The following is a 19,403-nucleotide window of genomic DNA, read 5'->3' as shown; positions in this document are numbered from 1 at the left end:
TCACTGGGCTAATTCCTCCTCGCTGGGTCGACCCGCCTGAACCGTTCCGAAGCCCGCCACGACGACACCGGCCAGAGCGAGGTACGCCCGGCGGCCCGGTGCCCTCAGGTGGGACGGTTCCACCCGATCGGCCCTGCCGGGGGCCAGCGCGTCCTCCCAGGGAACCCGGACGATCGCCCGGCACCTGCCCCGCGCGACCGCCTCCGCCTGCTCCACGTCGGCCATGCTGCGGCGGCTCACCCCGTTGACGACCATGACCGCCCGGTGGCGCAGGTCGGCGCAGCCGTGCCCGTCGAGCCACTCGTAGGTCATGGCCACCGCGTCCGGCCCGTCCTCGCTGGCCGGGACGACGAGGACGAGCTGATCGGCGTAGGGGAGGACCCGCGCGGCCAGAGCCGCCGCCGGGTCCATGACGATCATCTTGTAGTGCCGGTCGAGCATGTCCATCGTCTGGCCGAGCCGCCGGTCGGAGAAGAGCGTGCGGTCGGACAGCCGCTGCTCGGCACCGGCGTCGCTGTCTCCGGCGAGGACCTCCAGCCCCGAGGCGCAGCGGCTGGTGTAGGCGCGCATGCCGAGGTATCCCTGGACGTTGTCGAGCCCGGAGAGCAGGGAGCTCAGGGTTTCGGGCGACTCACCCTGGATCCGGCTGGACAGCGCGTGGGAGCCGGTGCTGGCGTCGACCGCGAGGATCCGGTCCTCCCGGTAGCGGGCGAGGGTGTGGCCGAGCATGAGGGCGGTCGTGGTCTGCCCCGCGCCGCCGGTGCAGCCCAGGACCACCACCCGGCGGCTGCCGCTGAACACCGCTCTGGCCCGCGCCTCGTCGATCTCCGAGCCGTCCGTACGGCCACCGCCGCCGGGTCCGATCACCACCTGGGCCAGCCGCCGCCAGCCGCCCGAGGAGTCACGGCCGACCACCGACTCCACCCGGCGGACCCTGGTCTCGGCCTCGCCGCGCGGGGAACCGGTCACCGGCACCGCCGGGGTGACCGGATCCGCCGTGGCCGATCCCGACGGGACCGCGCGGATCGACATGCCGCTTCCCTGGACACCGGGACCCGCCGGGGCGCCGGGACCTCCCTGCGCGCCCGCGGGCCTCTCCGGCGGCCACGCCCTCGACGTGTCGGCCGCCCGCCCGATCGGCGCGGGCTGCCCCTTGCGATGCTGGCGCCGCGCGCTCTCCTCGTCCTGCCTGTCCTGCGGGAGCTCGGCCGCCTCCGCGGCGCGGCGCCCGATCGGCGTCGGCCCGACGAACCTCGGCACGAACGACGGAGTGGCCGGAGCGGAGGGCTTCTGGGCGGGGTCGGGCACGACGGCGGGCCTCTCGGCGGGCACCGCGCGGGCCGGGGCGGGCGTCTCCACCTGCGGCGACCCGGGAGCCGAGGGCGACGGCACGGCCGGGGCCTCGGGCCGCTGCCGGACGGGAGGCTTCGAGGCGGGGGCGGCCTTGGAAGGCTCGGCGGGCGCGACCACCTCGGGGGACGCGGCCGGTGTGGGAGGCGCGGCCGGTACGGCCGGGGCCGTGGCGGCGCGCTGGGCCTCGGCGGAGGCCGCGAGCCTGCGCAGGCGCCGCAGCGCCTCGGTGCCGATGGGGGCGGGCGGAGCCGCGGTCGCGCCGGCCGCGGCCTCGTCCCCCGAATCGCTCGCGGACCCGGCCGCCGGAGCACGATCCGTGGAGCGGTCGGCGGGCGGCCGCGAGACCGAACCCCTGACCGGCGTACCCGGCACGGACCCGGCGGACGCGGCGGGCTCGGCGGACGCGGCGGGCTCGGGCACCGGGGGCGCGGCGGACGACACGACGGGCAGGGACGCCGGGGGCGCAGAGGGCGTAGAAGGCGCGGAAGGCTTGGAGGGCGCGGAGGCCACGGGGAGAACGGCGGGGACGGTGACCGGGGGCGCCTCGACGGCCCAGGTGGTCTCGACGGCCCGAGACGTCTCGACGGCCGGGGTCTGCCCGAAGGCCGAGGCCTGTCCGAGGGCCGGGGCCGTGCCCTGGCGGGAGGCGTGGACCTCGGCCCAGGCGACGCGCTCGCGGGCCACCGGAGCGGTGGCGGCGGCCGCCGCGGCGGCGGCCACGGCGGGACGCACCTCACGCGAGCGGGCGGCGGCACGCTTGGACTGGGCGTGCCTGGCCTTGCGCGACGCCTTGACCCGGACGGCCGTGTGCCACGGCGCGGCCCGCCAGACCCGGCCGTTCAGCGTGATCTCGGCGGGCTCGGAGAGAGGGGCCATCCGGCACCAGGTGCGCGGCTCCCCCACGTAGCGCATCTGCGACTGGAGCAGCTCGGTGAGCCTCTTGCTCTCGATCACCGGCCGGGTGGAGAGCCACGTGACGACACCGGGCGGCACCAGGTAGAGCACGTGCCAGGGGGCGGCGAAGGGCAGGCCGAGCAGGTAGAGCAGCAGCGACCACGGGGCCAGCACTCCCACGAACCCACCGATCCAGACAATCGGGAGCGGCATCGGCAGCCGTAGGTCGTACAGCTTGTAGAGCCGCTTCTCAATCCTCCAGATATTGGTGTACGTGGGCAGATCCACGTGATCCTCCTCTCCGCCTCTCCTTGTTTGACCGTTCGAACCCGGTCTCAACCCCCCGAGATGCCCAGCGCGCCCGCGATCGCCTTGGCAGTCACCTCGATGATGTTCGGAACGTAGAAGATCACTCCGATGGCGATCGCCAGGATGATGAACTGGACGAATCTGGTGATCTCACGGGTGAAGAGGAAGAAGAGGGCCACCACCGAGACGATGACCAGGAAGAGTGGCGCGAAGAAGCTGCGGAGGAAGTCAGCGAGGCCTTCGGTGTTGACGCCCGCGGGAGGAGCTGTGGGCTGAGCGAGCTCTATGGCGCTCAGCAGCATGGTCTTGATAATCACTTCTTGTCCTCCGTACTCACGATCGTGCCCGCCGGACGGCGACGGGTCCGCGACGCCTGAGCGCGGGAACCCGGATCGGCGGCTCATCGATCAGGGGGGTTCTGCTCACCGTGGACCGGCTCCATTCGATCATGTGTTACCCCGCCACAGATCGGTATGCGCCGCGGATGTCCTTGACGAACCACTTGTCGCCCTGCTTGACCATGGTGAGCAAGTAGGACTGTTCCAGCTTGCCTCCCGCTTGGCCGGGGTCGGCGGGTTCGGGTTCGGTGGACGACGTCGCCTTCGACGGCACGCCCCACGTGACCGTCGCGGTCACCTCGCGGGTGGTTCCCCCGGTGAGGGGCACGGAAAGGTCCTTGAGCTGCAGGAAGGTGAACGCGCCCCCGAACCCCTCCAGGGTGACCCCGGCGTCGGCGTAGCGCTGCAGCGAGGCGGTGTCACCCGCGTACGCCTTGAAGAAGTCTTCCAGCGGGGTGCGCAGCTCCTGCTCGGCGGCGCGGTCGCGCTCGGGCGCGGCCTTGGGCGGCAGGCCGGCCGCCTTCGGCGCCGGCAGGATGCCGGGGCGCCCGGCGACCACGAACCTCTCCGCGGCCCGGTCGCGGTAGACGGGCACCGACAGAAGCTGGCGGCGGTTCTCCGACTGGTAGGCGACGGTGACGACGGCGTTGTCGGCGTCGACGACCTCGATCCCGTACGGTTGCACCGCTCCAGCGCTCATCCTGCCGAAACCGTCCCAGCCGAACTGCGCCTCGGCGCCCTCGGGCAGGTAGGGGGCGAGTCTCGACTCCCTCTCCGAGAGGCGGGCTCCGTCGAAGTTCAGATAGACCTCGGCGAACTGGGCCGCGAAGGCGGAGGCCTGGACCGTGGGGAATCCGGTCCCCGAGACGGGCGCCACGCCGGAGGGGGCGTTCTGCTGGGTGAAGCGCTCGAAGGGCGCGCGGACCCCGTTCACGACGATGACGACGATCAGCGCCCAGAGCACGGCACGGCCGGTCCACACCAGCCAGCGGCCGCCTCCACCGGACCAGCGCCCGCGCGACGCGCCCCGCCCGCGCGCCGGAGCGCGATCGAGGTCGGAATCGTCGGGGAAGTCCGGGTATGCCGACAGCTCAGGGTCGCCAGCGATCCGGGGATCACGCTGGACCGTCGACCTTCGAGCCATCACGCCTCCGCTCGCGTCAATCCTCGGCCGGCGCGGTTTCGTATTTCCGCCGATCCCGTTGGCCGTGGTGACGCACTTACTCTAGCCGCCCAGCCGATTCTTCCAGGAAAGCCACGCCTATGCTGCAGGCATCGCGATGACTGAGCAAACCGGGTCTGGAACCCCGGCGAGGTAGCCGATGCCGCCGATGACCGGTGAAAGGCGCATTACCCCTGGCCAGCGCGCGGGCTGATTACTCAAACGCCACCCATTGCTAACTAGACGGCCCCCGGACTGTCGCGACCTGCGCATTTAACGCAAAATACGTCACCCAGGGTCACAACCCCCTGAAATAGCCCTGCTCATCACGCCCGACCAAGGTCGAATCCACGGATGCGGTGTACGAATGTCCAGGTCTGCCGGTGAGTGTCCCGCTTTGAGTAGGTCGTCACCGAGAAGCCCGGCCTCACACGTGGCGAAAAACGCGACGGAGCGGGGGAGACCCGGAGCCTGTCGCCAGGCGGGAGCCGAAGGCGCGAGGAGGGTGGAGGCGGACAAGCGGTCCCGGCCGCCCCGTCCGCCCTCGTCGTGCCTCTCACCCCGTGCGACGCCGTAACTCCTCGAAGCTCGACCACGCACCCGTACGCTACACCCGTGAACGCGACCCCCGGCAGCGGGAACCAGCGAAGGGGACGCCCTACCGCCTCACCGGCGAGCCGGGAGCACCCTTCGCGTCACACGATCGGTCAGACGTTGAAGCGGAACTCTGGCTGCAACGCTCCGACCTGGCACAACTCCCCTGCATGCACTCTGACCTGCATGTTCTTGCGTTTGCTGGCGTTGACGATGTTCGGCGCTATTCGAAGGTCCTGCGGACTCGCTGCGGACCGGAGGTCATTCCTTGACTCTCCCCGTTCGCTTCGCCCACGCGAGGATCTCGTCAGCCCACCAATAGTCAGTGCCGGCCACCTTCCCCGACGCAGGTGGGAACGGCTCGACCTGCTTCGCGCTGGCCGCTCTCTTGCGCCATTGGTTCACGGTGTTCACCGTCACCCCGAGCAAGGCGGCGACGTCGCTGACCGCGACGGGGACGGGGCGCTCCTTGGACTCCATGATGCCAAGTGTACGCACTCTCGGGACGAACCTAAAGAAGGTGTCCCGATGTTGTGTACATCTGTCCCGAGCGTCGGTACAGTCTGAGACGCAAGACGGGTCCGCCCGGTGTACCACCACCGAACGGACCCTTGATCCAGATCCTGGTAAGAGGAAGAAGATCCATGAGCAAGCTTATGAGCCTCACCGCCGCCGTCGCCAACCGCACCGCTCTGACCGTTCCGCAGCTTGAGGGCTGGGCCTGTGTCATCTGCGCCGTGCTCGGCATCCCCGCCGTCTTCGTCGGGATGATCGGTGGCCGCGAGGTCTACGCCTGCAACTCCTGCGCCATCAGCACGCCGCCGGCCACCCCTGCCGCTCCCGCGACCACCTGCCCGGCCTGGTGCGGCACCGACCACCTCAACGGCGTCGACGTCGAGCACGAGTCGGGGCTCGACGTCGTCCACCCCGGACACGAGTTCATGACGGGCCTGCGCCAGCAGCCGGGCGACGAGGTGCTCATCGTGCTGTCCGACGACGAGCGAAGCGAAGGCACCCTCACCGTTGAGCAGGCCGAGCACCTCGTCGAGCACCTGCAGACCCTCATCACGGCCGCCCGCCAGGGTGCCCGTTCCTCATAGCAAGACGGCCCCCGGTCGGTGCTCCAACACCGGCCGGGGGCCTCGACCCCATCCCCTGATCTGAGCAGGAGACAGAATCGTGGAACCGACCGTACCCGCCCCCGCCCGGCAGCGCTGTCCGCTCGGCTGGTGCGACGCCACCCACCCCCGCATCGACGACGGCACCCAGCACACCCGCCTCGTCGCCGACCTCGACACCGACCGCAACACCGTCCAGATCACCTACCTCGTCGTCGAGGCCGCCGGCCAGCTGCAGCCGCCCGCCCTGGAGGTGATGTACGGGCCCGACTGGGCGGTCCCGGCGAAGCTGCTCATCCCGCTGGCCGCGGCCGGGGCGCTCGGCGACGTCATCGCGCTGCTCGACATCCGCACCTTCCCCGACTTCGGCGCGGCCCTGACGCGTGGTTCGAAGGGCCCGGACCAGGGCGGGGCGGTGAAGTGGTGAGCAACCGTCATATCCCGGCCCGGTGGCCGCTGCTGCTGCTCGCGCTGCCCGCCGGGGTGGCCACCTGGTCAGGGTGGGTCGGCCTCGGCGAGAAGACCGGTTTCGGCATGGTCAAGCCGCTGCCGGGCATCTCCGATTTCGAGATCAACACGGCCATCAGCTTGCCGATCGGCGTGGAGACCTACGCGGCGTACGCCCTCGGGACGTGGCTGTCGTCGAGCCCGGTCGTGTCGGCCACCACCCGCCGCTTCGCGAAGTTCTCCTCAATCGCGTCGCTGCTGCTGGGCATGCTCGGCCAGGTCGCCTACCACCTGCTCCAGGTCGCCAACTTCACCACGGCCCCGGTGTGGATCGTCACCGTCGTGTCGTGCCTGCCGGTGCTCGTGCTCGGCATGGGCGCCGCGCTCGGACACTTGCTCGCCCGCGACGGCCAGGCGTACCGGGAGACGGAAGCCGTCACCGCGGCGGCGCCGCTCGAGAACGTCGTCCCCGACGAGGAGCTGGTGGATGAGGTCGAGGGGGCGTGGCGGGACGCGAAGCGAATCCTTCGGGTCGTCGATACGGGCCAGGTACACCGGCCCGCTGTACCTGCCCAGGTAGCCGAGGTGGCGCCGCCGGGAGATCCGCGCGGATTCGTCTCCGCGCCCGGCGATGGGCCGGAGGCCGAGGTACAGCCGCACGGCGTACCTGACCCCGACGCAGACCTGTACCCGCTCGCCCTGTCTCACTTCCTGGCCGACGTCACCCAGGGCGAGCTGCCGTCCGTCCGCACGATCAAGACGCGGATGTCGGTGGGCACCGACCGGGCGCGGAAGCTCCAGGCGTACCTCGGGCAGCTCGTCGAGGTCGCGTCATGAGGCGCCACCGTCAGTGGAGGTCGAGGCGCACCCAGGGAGAGTACGGCCGGGAGCTGAAACGGGAGCTGGCGGTCCGAGACGGGTCGCGTTGCTTCTACTGCTGGGCGCCGGTCGAGAACCCGACGACCCTCACGTTCGACCACTACATTCCGCTTCGCATGTGGCGCACGAGCAAGCCGCAGAATCTCGTGTTGGCGTGCAGGCCCTGCAACGAGGCGAAGGCCGACAAGTTGCCGTGGCCGCTGGTGTGGCTGCTGCTCGACCGGGCCCGGGAGGTGGAGGTCCAGCGCGCGGCCTGACCGGTTGAGGATGGGCGGCCCCTCTGCTTCGGCAGGGGGCCTACCCGTGCCCCTACCTCGGGCCTACCTGCCGGGCAGGCGCTACCCGGCCACTACCGTCTGTGAGCTGCGCGGTAGTGGCGGTAGTGCCATTCCGGCACCCCTCGAAAATGGGCCCTGGAGGCCGGTTCCCGGGGGTCAGGGCAGGGTCATGGACTTGAGGGTCAGGGTCAAGAACTTGAGGCCGGGTCCAGGATTCTTGACCCTGCTCTCGACCCCGGCGGCCTGCGCTCTTGAGGCTTCGAGGGGGTCTTGAGGGTCACCCCGGGGGCGGCCCCTCGGCGGGGCTCGTACGGCTGCGCGTGGGGCAGAGCGCCGAAAAGCTTGTTGATCTTCGCGGGGTGTGTCGGGGCACTGTCGCCGGCCTGTCGGGCGGGGTGTCGCCGAGGTGTCGCGACACCTGTCGGAACGCCCTGACCTGTAACCCCCGGCCCGCGACACCCCAGCCCCTTCATGGGGGTGCCACGGTGTCGCGGGCCGGGGTGCCACACCCCCGCCACGGCAGGTGCCACCAGGTGCAACGATCTTGCCGCCACGGGGTGTGGCACCCGCCCTGACCTGTAACCCCCTCGCACGTGGCACCCCCACCCCTCCGCGAGGGTGCCACGGCCCGCCCTGACTGTCTCTAAGCGGCTTCTCGCATGATGAAGGCCCTGCACCGTAGCCTGAGGTTGTTGACGCCTCCGGGACTGTGCAGAGCCTGACTAGGACGGTACACGATGGAACTTCGCCCCGACATGACCATCGGCCAGCGGCTCGCAGTCGCCCGCCGCTACACCGGGCTCACACAGGAAGCACTCGCCGAGCGGGCCGGGGTCAACGTGGACACCATCCGGAAACTGGAACAGGGACAGCGGCAATCCGCGCGAGTCTCGACAGCGAACGCGCTCGCCACGGCGCTCGGCATCACCACCACCGAACTCCTCCTCGGCGTCGTCCCCCAGGTCGAGCGCGGCGACGACCCGCAGCTCCTCGCGATCCGCCGCGCCCTGGTCCCCGCCGGCGACTGGCTTCCCGCCGTCGACGTCGAAGGCGAAGACGCGCCACCCGACATTGAGGCGCTGCGCGAGTCGGTGGCCGACGCATGGAGCAGCTACCACGGCGGCGACTTCGCGACCCTCGGCCGCACCGTGCCGGACCTCCTCACCGAGGCCCGGGTCGCGGTTCGGGAGAACACCAACAGCCGCGCCGCGGCTGCCTCGGCGGTGCTGGCGAAGACGAGTCAGCTCGCCGCGCACGTCCTGGTGCAGCACGGCCAGGAAGACCTCGCCCTGCTCGGCCTGGACCGGGCCGCCGCCGCCGCACGTGACAGCGATGACGCGATGCTGCCCGCGATGATCACAAACTCCGTGTCGTGGATCTTCCTGCGTACCGGGCGGCTCGACGACTCCGAGCAGGTCGCCACCCGGGCCGCCGACACGATCGAGCCGAAGTTCCGCAGTGACCGTCACCAGGTGTCCGTCTACGGCGGGCTGCTGCTGTCGGGCATGACCGCGGCGGCCCGCGCCGAGCGGTACGACACGGCGCGCGAGCTCCTGCGCGTCGCCCAGGCCGCCGCGCAGATGGTCGGCGACAGCACCGACCGGTGGACGAGCGTGTTCGGGCCGACGTCAGTGTCGATGCAGGCCGTCCAGCTGGAGACGACGGCGGGCGAGTGGGGCAAGGCGCTGGAGTTGGCCCGCCGGGTACCGATGGCCGCTCAAACCCCGGAGTCGTGGCGGGCCCGGTTCATGCTCGACGTGGCGCACGCCCAGACTGAGACGCACCGGGACACGGCGGCGGTGGAGACGTTGCAGACCATCCGGCGTCTGGCGCCCGGGTGGCTGCGTCAGCACGGCCTGGCGCGGGCGGTCGTGCGGGAGCTGATGATGAGGCCGACCCGCCCCCGGGGCGTTGTCGCTATGGCGGATTTTGTGGGGGTGCCCCACTAATCGCGACGGTTTTTCGCTGCGGCGACTGATGGGTTCTGTCCCTGTGACGCACCGCACACTTCTCGCGACGATCGGTGTGTGGCCCCAGACACGAATACCCCAGCACCGCAGGAGCTCGCTGCGCATCCGCCGCTCCTGCTGACCGACGACCAGGCCGACGCGCTCGTGATGCACCTCAGCGGCGTGTATCCGGGCCGACGCATCTGGCGTGCGGGCGGCATCTGGCACGCAACCGGGCCGTGCCCTCTGCTTGGCTGCCTCTGCACCCGCACCTTGCACGCCCCCGACCCTGTCGACCTATGCCGACAGCTCGACGAGGTGAAGCAGCCCAGCGGGGCGCAGCGGGAAGCCCGGACATGACGGACGGGCCCCGGCCCGGCCTCTGCCCAGACTGCCGTTGGCCGATCAGCCGCCTGTGGTCCCTGTACCTCGGCTACTACTGGGGCGCTGACGTGCGCGAGGACTACCTGTTCCTACCCGCAGCGGCCTGCATCGCGAAACGGGGCCCGCTCGGGTACGGCCCCCACACCCCGCCCACGCGTCAATAGCTTCTGTCCCGGCGCGGATACCTCTGGGCGTCACCCCAGGGGGCCGGGACGGACCGCGGCGGCCCCCGACCTCTCTGGAGGGAAGGTCGGGGGCCGCCGCCATGTTCGATCAGGCGCGGGCGGTGTATTCGAAGCCGAACTGGGCGCCCAGACGAGGAATGTCTGCGGGCTCACGGATGGTCGCGTTCGGCATGTTGATGACCACCCCGCCGCCTCCGGGCTGCCAGGACGAGCCGCCGCTGAAGCCGCCGCCGCCCTCCAACGCGACACCGGACGTGCCGTGCGTGGCGCCCTTGATCTCGGTCTTCTTCTGCTGCTGGGCTTTGGCCTTCTTCTCCGCAGCGAGCAGGGCGGCGTCGATGGCGGCCCGGTTGTCACCGAAACCCGAGTCTTTGGCGGCTTGCTTCGCGGCGGCCATGACCTTCTTCACCGCGACAACAGCCTCGCCACCCTTGGCCAGCACGCCGTTGATCCAGCCCTGAATCGTGTTCTCGCCGATGAGGTGAAACACCTTCGACGGGGAGTGCTCGTCGAGCAAGTTTCTCACCCCGTCGACGGCGCCCTTCACCACCGACTTCGCCGCGTCGACCGCCGCACCCGCCATGTTTTTGATGCCGTTGACGAAGCCGAGAATCATGTCTTTTCCAGCTTGGATCAGCCACGTGCCCGCATCATGAAAAACGGCTCTGGTTTTTGCTGGAATTGTTTTTACGTCAGCAATGAGGCCGGTGATTTTTTCGGCTATCGTCTTTTTAAGATTTTCCCAGGCCGCGGTCGCGTCGGCCTTCAGTTTCGTCCACGACTCAGACGCGATTTGGCCGACAGATCCCAGGGTGCGCTTAATGGTGTCTTCCACCATTTGCCACAGAGAATCCCAGATTTGACGCAAACCCTCTTTAAGGAGCGTAAAATCACCGGTCATTACCGCCTTGGCAGTTTTAACCAAGCCGGAAACGACGCCCCAAAAACCATTCCAGATAGAGAGGAATGTGGAGACTAAAAAAGTGACGGCCGCAATAATATCTTGGCCGTATTTGTCCCACAATTCTTTCAGAATGGTGAGGACATCAGAAACGACGGTCTTCGCAGACTCGAAACCCTCGGACAGTTTCGTCTTCCACTGCTCGATGGTCTCCCCGTTGGCGGCCACCCATTCCTGGACGTCGGCGACCACCCCGTCCCAGATGAGGCCCAGCTGGTCCTTCCAGCCCTGCACTGCCTCCAGGGCCCCAGACATGGAGAAGCCTTCAGCGGCCTTCTCCAAAGCGGGGAGGACTGTGCCGCCGAGGAAGTTGACGACGCCCTCGGACATGCCGCGCTTCCACTGCTCAATTTTGTTCGTCGCAGTGTCGTGAAGCGTGTCCCCGGCCTTTTTCGCCGCTCCGGAGAAAAAACCGAGAGAGGCCGTAGCCTTGGACGGGTCGAGTGAAAACAGGGCCTTACCGAGGTCTTCGGCCTTCGTGCCGAACAGCTCGACGGCGATCGCGTTTCGCTTTACCGGGTCTTCGACGTTGCGGAGCTTGTCCACCATCTGATCGAAGGCGCCCGCTGCGGCCGGTCCGCCCTTGGCGAACTTCGAGATCATATCGTCAGCGGAAAAACCAAGGTTGGCCAGCCCTGACCGAACCTTTTCGCCGCCCTGCACAGCCTCGATCGCGAATTCCTTCAGCGCGTCAGCGGCCACATCCGAATCGCGAGCGCCGCCTTTCAGGAGCTGTGAAATCAGCCCGAGAGACGTCTTTCCGTCTAGGCCCAAGGTGCGAAGCTGAGTACCGTACTCATTGAAGCTGTCCAGCAGATCCTCGGACTTGTTCAGGCCAAGCTGCTGGCCGCGCACGATGATGTCGAACGCCTCCTCGGCGTTCTTCGCAACCCCCGTACGGAGCATCTGAGAGACGGCCGCGGTGACCCGGCCGAGGTCCTCGTCGAGGATGGTCGCGGCATCCAGGGCGCGCTTGGACAGGGTGCCCAGGGCTTCATCGGACGCGTCCCGGACGCCATCGATGTTCTGAACCACCGACTTCAGAGACTCGGTGACGTCACCGATCCCCTCGCCGTACCCGTCGGCGTACACCTTTCCGGCGACACGGCCCAGCTTGTCCATCTCGTCGCCGGTCGCACCCACCTGGGCGAACAGCTTCGCCTTGGCCTGCTCAGCGTCCAGGGCGCTCGTGAGGCCCGACATCAGGGCCGCGCCGATCGCCGCGCCGGCCGCAAGCCACGGCGCCGACTTGAGCGAGGACATCAGCCCGTCGGCCGCGCCACCCATGCGGGCCCGGCCGGTCTGCTCAGTGCCGTCGCCGAACTCGCGGCCCGCGTCGTCACCGGCTTCCCGGGCAACCCGCTTCGCATCGGCCAGCGAGGCGCGGAGCCCGGCGACGAGGCCGTCTCCGCCGTCCTGCCCGGCCTGGCGGGCGACATCGTCCACATCGCCCAGGGCGGTGCGGAGCTCGTTGACGATGCCTCGGCCGCCCTGCGCGGCTTCGGCCTCCATCCGGTCGAGGTCGGCGACGAACCCGGCCACGAGCCGGTCAGCGTCGGCGAGCGCCGCGGTGGGGTCGAACCCGTCGGCCAGGGATGCGGCGACCTCGCCAAGGCTCTGGGTGACCGTGGATTCCAGGGAGGCCAGGGCGGTGTTCGCCCCGGACTGCAGGGCTTTCAGCGACTTCTCGGCGCCGTTGACTGCGGAGTCGAACCCGGCGTCGTCGGCGTCGATGATGGCGTGGAGCTCACCGAGAGACAAGGACATGGGTTCAGCTCTCCCTCTTGCGTGCTGCGTGGGCGCCCACCGCGGTCAGCCACTCGGCCGCCGGGGTTCCGCCGGCGGCCTTGTCCCACTCGTCGCAGGCGTGCCCGGCCTGCGCGGCGAGCTGCCCGATGAACCACGCGAGCGCCTGCGCGGCCTGCCCCGGGTGGCGGTTCTGCAGATCGGTCATGGCAGCGACGACCTGGCGGCCGAGCTCGCCGGAGGGCAAGCCGGCGCGGGCGGTGGTGATGAGGCCGACCGAAGCGGCGAGCGCGTCGGCGCGGCCGGACAGGGAGAGCGGCACGGTCAGGCGTCCCGCCGGATCCGGGCCCGCAGATTCACCGGCTCGGATTTCGTGCCCTCGTACCAGTCGCCCGCGAACCCGGTGATATCCCGGTCGACGTAGCACTTGAGGAACTCAGACGGGTACGGCGACATGACGCGGAAGATGGTCGCCCCGACGAACTTCCCGGCGACCAACGACCGGTACACCTTCCGGCCGATGATGGCGGTCCCGTTGTCGCGCGAGTAGGAGAACCCCTCGGGCCCGGCCTGCTCGCCCTGGACGACGCTGATACCCGCTGAACCCATCAGCCGCGTCCACCGGGTGATACGGGCGTTGTGCTCCTCCATCGCCTCACACAGGCCGGTGAGAGCCGCCTCGAAGGTGTCGAGGGCGTCCACGATGTTCTCGGCCCCGTCCAGGTCGGCCGCGGCCTCCTCGCGGATCTGGGCGCGGATGGCCTCCCACTCGGCATGCTTCCGCTTCTCCCGCACCTGCTCCGTGCGGCGCTCGGCGGCCTGAACGTTCATCTGCGCGAGGTCGACCGCGGCGCGCAGCTCCACCAGGCGGGCCGGGGTGATGGCCTCGGCCTTCATCGCCAGGCCGGCCGACGGCGCCTCACCGCGCGCCGTCTGCTCGGCCTGCTGCAGCGCACGCTCGGCCTGCTCGGCCTCGGCCAGGGCGTCGCCGACGATCGCGTCCACCTCCGCCTCGCTCATGGACAGATCCGGGTCGGTCTTCGTCTTCGTCATGGGCGTGGTCCTGTTCATCGCGGAACGTAGGGGTTAAGGCGGGCGGCCTGGGCGCGCTGCCCGGCCTGGCGCTCGGCGGCGGCACGCAGACCGGGCAGCGTGAACATCTCGTCGGGGCGCCTGGCGCCCTGGAACGCCAGGAACGTCCACCCCCGGCCGGGGCCGTGGCCCTCGATCTCCTCGCGCAGCGCGCGGATCTCCGACAGGACGTCGGTCTTGCCGGCCGCCTGCGCCCACGCGTCGATCAGCTTCATCTGCCCGGTGTCCGCCGCGGCCGTCAGCACGGCGCGCAGGGTGGGGGTGTCGCCGAACCGCAGGGCGTCGGCGAGCATCTGGCCGCGCTGCTCAGGGGACGCGGCGCGGGCCTCACCGAGGGCGGCGCGGAACGCGGTCGTCATCACCGCGGCGTCAGCCGGGGAGGCGTCGGAGGGAACCCCGGGCCCCTGGGGGATCTGCGCTTGCAGGTAGGTGAGGCGGGCGGTGCGCCGCTCGTGCAGGTCCGCGGCGAGCTTCTCCAGCTGCGCCCCGTGCTGCTCGTGGGCGGCGACGACGGCTTCGGCCTTGGCCAGGTCTGAGAGGTTCGGGTCGTTGCGGATCGCGTCCAGGCGGGCCCCGTAGGAGCTCTGGAGGGCCTGCCCGCTGGTGACGGCGGGGTCGGTCTGCGCGGCCGGGAGCGGCGCGGGCGGCTGCTTCATCGGCTGGAAGGTGGAGACCAGCGGCGCGGGGGCGGCGCCTCCGGGGAGCCACCCGGGCGGGATGACGGGCGCGGGCGCCGGTGGGGGTGTGGACGTCGGCTCAGGGGTCGATGCGGGCTCGTCGGCCACGGGGTTACCTCCGTACTCTGGCCACCTCCAAAGCGGTGGCGTCGTCTGCGTGCCACAGGCCCCGGGCGACCGGCCGGACGTGCCCGTCCCGGGCGATGTTGCGGGCGTGCCGCGGGGTGACGCCGAGACGGGCAGCCAGCTGATCAGTGGTGATCAACGCCTGCTCCGGTGAGGATGCGCTGATTTCCGCAGGGTTCCGCGAGGCGCTTCCGTTCGCGGACGTGATGGTGTGCAGGTGGCCGGCCGCGCGCAGTACTTCGACGGCGGCGGCGATTTCGGGGAGGACGTGGCCGCCGTCGGCCCGGTGCTTGGCGAGGTATGTGCGCAGGACTCGCCAGATGGGATCGCAGACGGAACCGGGCAGGTAGGCGCCGGTGGCGATGAGCGCGGGGCCCGGCCCGTCAGGCAGCGCCACGGTCAGCCCCTCACCCTGGGCGACTGCATGACCATGCATGACCACCTGGAAGAACGGACACCGCCGGACAGATCTCCTTGCTCAACGAGGGCTCTCAGATTCGTGCAGGTCAGCGCGTTTCTATACACAACAGAGCCTGGGTTCTGTCTGGTATAGCTCGAAAATGGATCACACAACGTCATCGCCCTCGCCCTCGTCCTCGGTGATGCCGAGGCGCTTGCGCACCCCCGCGCTCCAGATCTCCGTCTCCCGGCGGGTCCGCGGCTTTCCCCGGCCCTGCGCGAGCCGCCTCTCCCGCTCGCCCTTCTGCAGCTCACGCAGGACCTTGCGCATCTTGGCGACGTCGGGCTTGCCGTCCGTCGTCACGTCGATCCGGGCGGGCCGGTCAGGGTTCTTCGAGGTGTCGCTCAAGGTGGCTCCTCTCCAGCGGGTGGTACGGCCAGGCGAGCGTCGACATGAGACTCTCGGCGCGGCGGTCGAGGCGCCGCGACTCCTCCAGCACGGACTCGGCGCGGTTCATCTCGGCTTCGAGGCGGTCGAGCTGGGCGGCGGTGAGGTTGCCCGGCGGGGGGATCGGTACGGCGTGGAACCCAGCGATCGCGAGCCGCCGGGCCGCGACGCGCGCATGCCCGGCCCGCCGGCCAACCTCATCCCGCAGCGCCTTCACTTCCCGCTGCGCCCTACCGAGCCGCCGGGAGCGCCTCCGCTCCCCGGCCGGGGTGTCAGGGCGCAGCGACTCCCCGGCCGCCTCCTGGAGCGCCACGGCGACCGGCCCGGGGTTCTCGTGGTCGAGGCCGTAGGCGAGCGCGGCCAGCACGCCCGGCCGGGGCCGACGCTCCCCGGCTTCGAGGCGGGTGATGGTCGACCGGGCCACCGTCGACCGGACGGCGAGCGCCCGCGTCGACAGGCGCCGCTCGGCGCGCAGGGAGCGGAGCAGGGCGCCGAGCGTGGCGGCCAGGCGCTCCCGCTCGACGGCGCCCGGCTGGGAACGTTCGAACCGCGTGCGGACAAGATGGTCGCCTGACGCGGGCGCACACGCGATCGCGCGCGAAGGGACGTCCGCCCGGTCGCAGCTGCTCGGGGCCGCGTCCTCCAGCTTCGACCAGTCGGAGCTTCGTACGTGCGTCATCTGGTCGCCTGACGCGCCCGCGCGCATGATCGCGCGTGGGGGGAGTGACCGGTCATTCGCGCGCGTGCACGTTTGCCCTGTACGACGGGGCAGTACGGGGGGTACCGGTATGGGCTGGTCGCCTGATGTGGGCGCGCGCGCATCATTTCCGCGGATCGACGAGGCGCCGCGGGCAGGGCGCTCACCGGGTGTTCCTGCGGTTCTGACGGGCGCGGAGAGCCGGGCAGGTGTTGTCGTGGTGGACGGTGATCTGGGTGATGCGGCCGGTGACCTTCTTGACGGTCTGGTAAGCGTGGCAGTCGTCGCAGCCGCCGGGGATGGATCCGCGGGGGGAGGCGGCGGGTTGGGCGAGCGGGTGAGGCTTCACGCGGCGTCCTCCGGGGTGGGCTGGGTGGCGGGGACGACGTAGTAGCCGGTGGGGCGGTCTCGGTCGCGGCAGTGGGCGATGCGGTGCCCTCCGTTGTCCTGGGCGCCTCGGGGTGCTCCGTGGATGTGCTGCTCTCCGCAGTGCGGGCAGGCGAGGAGGATCCAGCTCCAGTTCCCTCCAGGGCGGGTGGGCGGTCGGAGGGCCGCGGGGGCTTGGGGGTCGGTGGTCATGGCGTCCTTCAGGTGGCGGGTGATGTGTTTTCGCTGGTCAGAGCGTTGTGCAGGGTTGTTGTGAAGTTTTCGCAGGTCAGAGGGGTAGTGCAGGGTTGTGCAGGGTTTTCCGAAACTCTCTACGCGCGCACATGTGGAGGGTTTACGGGAGACCCTGCACAACCCTGCACTTACGCAGGTCGGAACCCTTTTGGCTCTTCCTCATCGGCGGCGAGTATCAGTCCCAGGTACGTCATGCCGACGCTCCGTTTCTTCTTCTCGTGGCCGCGCTTGTCCATCGACTCGGCGAACGCCTTCTCGGTCCCGGGTTCCTCGCCGAACGCGTAGCACCACTGCGTCCACGCGGTGTACAGCTCCCGGGCCTTCACCACCCCGTGCGGGGTGCCGATGGTCCGGTCGTCGAGGAAGCGGCCCAGGGCGTCGCTGGAGGCCTGATATTCCTGCGTGCGGGCGCGGACGGCCTCCGGGGGGTTCAGCCCCTGCTGCTGGTAGTCCAGCCACCCCTGGTGGGCCCAGGCGAGGATGGCGGGCGCGGCGGCGCGCAGCCGGTCGGGCAGCTTCCCGTCCCGCTCCTGCTCGGGGATCACGACGTCGAACGGGACCACGAGCAGGCGGCGCCAGACGGCCGGGTCGTCGCCGGACACTGCGGGCAGGTGGTTCGTGAGCATGATCAGGGTGTGGGACGGGATGAACGTGATGGGGTTCTTGTGCATCAGGTTCGCCTCGATGGGGTCGCCGCCCACGAGTCGCTTCATGGTGGCTTCGGCGAACCGGCGGCCCTTCTCGGTCTCGGAGCAGAAGACCAGGCGGGCCCCGCGCAGCCGCATCTTGAAGGCGCCGTGCCGCTCGTGCTTGGCCTCCATGAGCATGGCCGGGTCGATCTCGATGGCGTAGTCACCGAAGGCGGCCATGAGCGCGTCGCGCAGGGTGCCTTTGCCGTTCGCCCCGGTGCCCGTCCAGATGGGCATCACGTGCTCGACGACCTTGCCGAGCATCGAGTAGCCGGCCAGGCGCTGAACGAACGCTCGCACCTCGGGGTCAGGGAGGATGCGGGCGAGGAACGCGAGCCACTCCGTGTCATCGCCGGTCTGGGGTGCGGCGCCCGCGACTTTGGTGATCAGGTCGGCCCGGTCGTTGGGCCGGGTGTTGCCGGTCAGGAGGTCGAGGGTTCCTGAGGTGGTGTTGAACAGGTGGGGGTCGGCGTCCAGCTCCTTGGATGCGACGGAGATGGGCGGGAGCGCGGAAGCGATCTTCACCATGCCGTCGATGCCGGAGGAGGATTCGGACTTGCGGATGTCTTTGAACAGGTCGTCGCGGTCCTGGCCTTCCATCTGCTTGAGGTCGGCGAGCGCCGTTTTGATGGTCTGCCGGGCGGCGACGATGTCGGCGCGCTGGTCGTCGACGGCCCACCGCGCCTCGTCCCAACGGTGCCAGCCGAGGCCGTGCACGTAGCGCAGGGTGTCGGCGTGCTCGGTGACGAATCGTTCGGCCATGCGCAGGTGCCCCCGGTGCTGCTCGCCGTGGCCGACCGAGGGGGCGCGGCGGATGTCGGTGACGGTGGCGAGCGCGGTGTTGCCCACGACTCCGGGCGTGATGCCACCGAGGGTGTACAGCTCGGCGGTCTTGTCGCGGGAACTGCCGTACCCCTGGGCGCGCAGGGCTTTCGTTGCTGCGCTGAACGCGGCCTTGCTGGTCGAGCCCTGGGTGAGCTGGGTGTAGGCGCCGAACTTGCTGTAGGGCTTCTGGGTCTCGAACTCGGTGCTGGTAGAGAAGACGTACAGGTTGTCCATGCCGTCGCGGCCGGTGGTCGCGGAGGTGTCGCCGGATTTGCCGGGACGGCACCACCGGGTCTCGGCGCCGTACTGGGCGATGCGGGTCCAACCGCGGGTACCGAGAATGTCGTCCCACGAGGCGCGGTCGTTGAAGTCGTCACCGGGGCTGAGCTCGTCTTCGTCGTCGCGGTAGGGCCGCGGCTGGTTGAACGGCAGCGCGGCGCCCTGGGCGGCCGGGGCGGTCGTCTCAGGCTCGGGCAGGGGGATGCCGAAGATGAGCGGGGTGAGCTCGGCGAGCGGGTACGTCACTCCGGAGGTGTCGTCCATGATGAAGCAGGCCCGCGACAGGCCTTCCTTGCGGTTGATCGTGCCGGGGATGCGCAGCACGCGGGCGAGGTCGCCGACCGGCGCGTATTCGTAGCCGAGCCGTTCGGCGGACGCCTTGACGGCCTGCTGGAACCGTTCGGACAGGGCGGCGATGACGGGGATAGTTTCCGGGGTCATCAGGTAGGGCTCGTCGAACAGGTGATAGGTGTAGGCGCCGCCACCAGAGTGGATCCACACGGAGGGTGCGGGTAGGCCGGACTCGGCCATGATCCGCCTGACCGCGTCGACATCTTCCGGGAGGGGCAGGCGGACGTGCTTGTGCCGTTCGGTGCAGCCGGTGGGGCAGACGTCGTGTTTGTGGCCGGGCCCGGCGATGTCGAGGTCGGTCCAGAAGCCGGGAATGGCGAGGGACAGGTCGATCTCGCCGCGCCTGCCGGTGGGTGCCTGCTCGCGCAGGGTGGTGACGCGAGCGTAGATCCCGGTGGCGCCTTGCGCGTCGAGCTGGCCGACGTAGTCGACGGCCAGGGCGCGGCCGGGCGGGGTGGTGGGGAAGGTGCGGCCGGACCAGTTCAGGTTGGACACGATGCTGGTCAGGCCGTCCGCGTCGCCGTGGAGCGTGGCGAGCCACCGGTTCACCTGGTCGGGGTCGTACAGGTTGGTCACTGGCCCTCCCGGGCGGCCGGGGGGTG

General features: G+C 70.1%; 19 protein-coding genes. 5 read left to right on the top strand and 14 right to left on the bottom strand.

Annotated features, from left to right (window positions below; genetic code table 11):
* The 4 genes from ACSDR0_RS04585 to ACSDR0_RS04570 form a co-directional block, all read right to left on the bottom strand.
* Positions 1-2,535 carry a TcpE family conjugal transfer membrane protein gene (locus tag ACSDR0_RS04585; protein WP_435287452.1) on the bottom strand — a complete coding sequence of 845 codons (2,535 nt, stop codon included), beginning with the start codon at positions 2,533-2,535 and terminating at the stop codon, positions 1-3.
* 47 nt (positions 2,536-2,582) lie between these two features.
* Positions 2,583-2,858: a hypothetical protein gene (locus tag ACSDR0_RS04580; RefSeq protein WP_329093688.1), complete on the bottom strand. Its 276-nt coding sequence runs from the start codon at positions 2,856-2,858 to the stop codon at positions 2,583-2,585.
* A gap of 151 nt (positions 2,859-3,009) precedes the next feature.
* Positions 3,010-4,038: a conjugal transfer protein gene (locus ACSDR0_RS04575; RefSeq protein ID WP_435287451.1), complete on the bottom strand. Its 1,029-nt coding sequence runs from the start codon at positions 4,036-4,038 to the stop codon at positions 3,010-3,012.
* Positions 4,039-4,911: 873 nt separating this feature from the next.
* The gene (locus ACSDR0_RS04570; RefSeq protein WP_435287450.1) at positions 4,912-5,130 is read right to left on the bottom strand and encodes a hypothetical protein; all 219 of its coding nucleotides are present in this window, start codon (positions 5,128-5,130) and stop codon (positions 4,912-4,914) included.
* A 164-nt stretch (positions 5,131-5,294) separates the two neighbouring features.
* Between ACSDR0_RS04570 and ACSDR0_RS04565 the strand changes: the two genes are divergently transcribed.
* The 5 genes from ACSDR0_RS04565 to ACSDR0_RS04545 all read left to right on the top strand — a co-directional run bounded on the left by ACSDR0_RS04565 (position 5,295) and on the right by ACSDR0_RS04545 (position 9,321).
* Complete coding sequence (locus ACSDR0_RS04565; RefSeq protein ID WP_435287449.1) at positions 5,295-5,750, top strand: hypothetical protein; 456 nt, start codon at positions 5,295-5,297, stop codon at positions 5,748-5,750.
* Between the two features lie 79 nt (positions 5,751-5,829).
* Positions 5,830-6,195: a hypothetical protein gene (locus ACSDR0_RS04560; RefSeq protein WP_435287448.1), complete on the top strand. Its 366-nt coding sequence runs from the start codon at positions 5,830-5,832 to the stop codon at positions 6,193-6,195.
* On the top strand, positions 6,192-7,052 hold the full coding sequence (locus tag ACSDR0_RS04555) for a hypothetical protein (protein WP_435287447.1): 861 nt from the start codon (positions 6,192-6,194) through the stop codon (positions 7,050-7,052). Before ACSDR0_RS04560 ends, ACSDR0_RS04555 begins: the two co-directional genes overlap by 4 nt.
* Entirely contained in the window at positions 7,049-7,351 is a 303-nt protein-coding gene (locus ACSDR0_RS04550; RefSeq protein WP_435287446.1) for an HNH endonuclease, read from the top strand. Before ACSDR0_RS04555 ends, ACSDR0_RS04550 begins: the two co-directional genes overlap by 4 nt.
* Before the next feature lie 758 nt (positions 7,352-8,109).
* Positions 8,110-9,321, top strand: a complete 1,212-nt coding sequence (locus ACSDR0_RS04545) for a helix-turn-helix domain-containing protein (RefSeq protein WP_435287445.1) — start codon at positions 8,110-8,112, stop codon at positions 9,319-9,321.
* A 657-nt stretch (positions 9,322-9,978) separates the two neighbouring features.
* Here ACSDR0_RS04545 and ACSDR0_RS04540 read toward each other — a convergent pair.
* From ACSDR0_RS04540 to ACSDR0_RS04495, 10 genes are all read right to left on the bottom strand, one after another.
* Positions 9,979-12,618 (bottom strand): phage tail tape measure protein, encoded by a 2,640-nt coding sequence (locus ACSDR0_RS04540; protein WP_435287444.1) that lies wholly within the window; start codon positions 12,616-12,618, stop codon positions 9,979-9,981.
* A 4-nt stretch (positions 12,619-12,622) separates the two neighbouring features.
* Complete coding sequence (locus ACSDR0_RS04535; RefSeq protein WP_435287443.1) at positions 12,623-12,919, bottom strand: hypothetical protein; 297 nt, start codon at positions 12,917-12,919, stop codon at positions 12,623-12,625.
* 2 nt (positions 12,920-12,921) lie between these two features.
* Positions 12,922-13,650 (bottom strand): hypothetical protein, encoded by a 729-nt coding sequence (locus ACSDR0_RS04530; RefSeq protein ID WP_435287442.1) that lies wholly within the window; start codon positions 13,648-13,650, stop codon positions 12,922-12,924.
* Between the two features lie 14 nt (positions 13,651-13,664).
* Complete coding sequence (locus ACSDR0_RS04525; protein WP_435287441.1) at positions 13,665-14,474, bottom strand: hypothetical protein; 810 nt, start codon at positions 14,472-14,474, stop codon at positions 13,665-13,667.
* A 4-nt stretch (positions 14,475-14,478) separates the two neighbouring features.
* Complete coding sequence (locus ACSDR0_RS04520) at positions 14,479-14,928, bottom strand: hypothetical protein (RefSeq protein WP_435287440.1); 450 nt, start codon at positions 14,926-14,928, stop codon at positions 14,479-14,481.
* Positions 14,929-15,057: 129 nt separating this feature from the next.
* Positions 15,058-15,300, bottom strand: coding sequence for a hypothetical protein (locus tag ACSDR0_RS04515; RefSeq protein ID WP_435287439.1), 243 nt, complete (start codon positions 15,298-15,300; stop codon positions 15,058-15,060).
* A complete protein-coding gene (locus ACSDR0_RS04510; RefSeq protein WP_435287438.1) occupies positions 15,275-16,018 on the bottom strand; it encodes a helix-turn-helix domain-containing protein in 744 nt (247 codons plus the stop codon). Before ACSDR0_RS04510 ends, ACSDR0_RS04515 begins: the two co-directional genes overlap by 26 nt.
* 181 nt (positions 16,019-16,199) lie before the next feature.
* Positions 16,200-16,385 carry a hypothetical protein gene (locus ACSDR0_RS04505; protein WP_435287437.1) on the bottom strand — a complete coding sequence of 62 codons (186 nt, stop codon included), beginning with the start codon at positions 16,383-16,385 and terminating at the stop codon, positions 16,200-16,202.
* A complete protein-coding gene (locus ACSDR0_RS04500; protein WP_435287436.1) occupies positions 16,382-16,615 on the bottom strand; it encodes a hypothetical protein in 234 nt (77 codons plus the stop codon). The genes ACSDR0_RS04505 and ACSDR0_RS04500 overlap by 4 nt, the downstream gene beginning before the upstream one ends.
* 170 nt (positions 16,616-16,785) lie before the next feature.
* Positions 16,786-19,377, bottom strand: a complete 2,592-nt coding sequence (locus ACSDR0_RS04495) for a DNA primase family protein (protein WP_435287435.1) — start codon at positions 19,375-19,377, stop codon at positions 16,786-16,788.
* Positions 19,378-19,403: the final 26 nt, after the last annotated feature.

Source organism: Streptosporangium sp. G11 (assembly GCF_051192615.1).
Classification (GTDB): domain Bacteria; phylum Actinomycetota; class Actinomycetes; order Streptosporangiales; family Streptosporangiaceae; genus Streptosporangium.
Note: the sequence above shows the minus strand (reverse complement) of the source record. Positions and strands in the feature narration are given on the sequence as shown.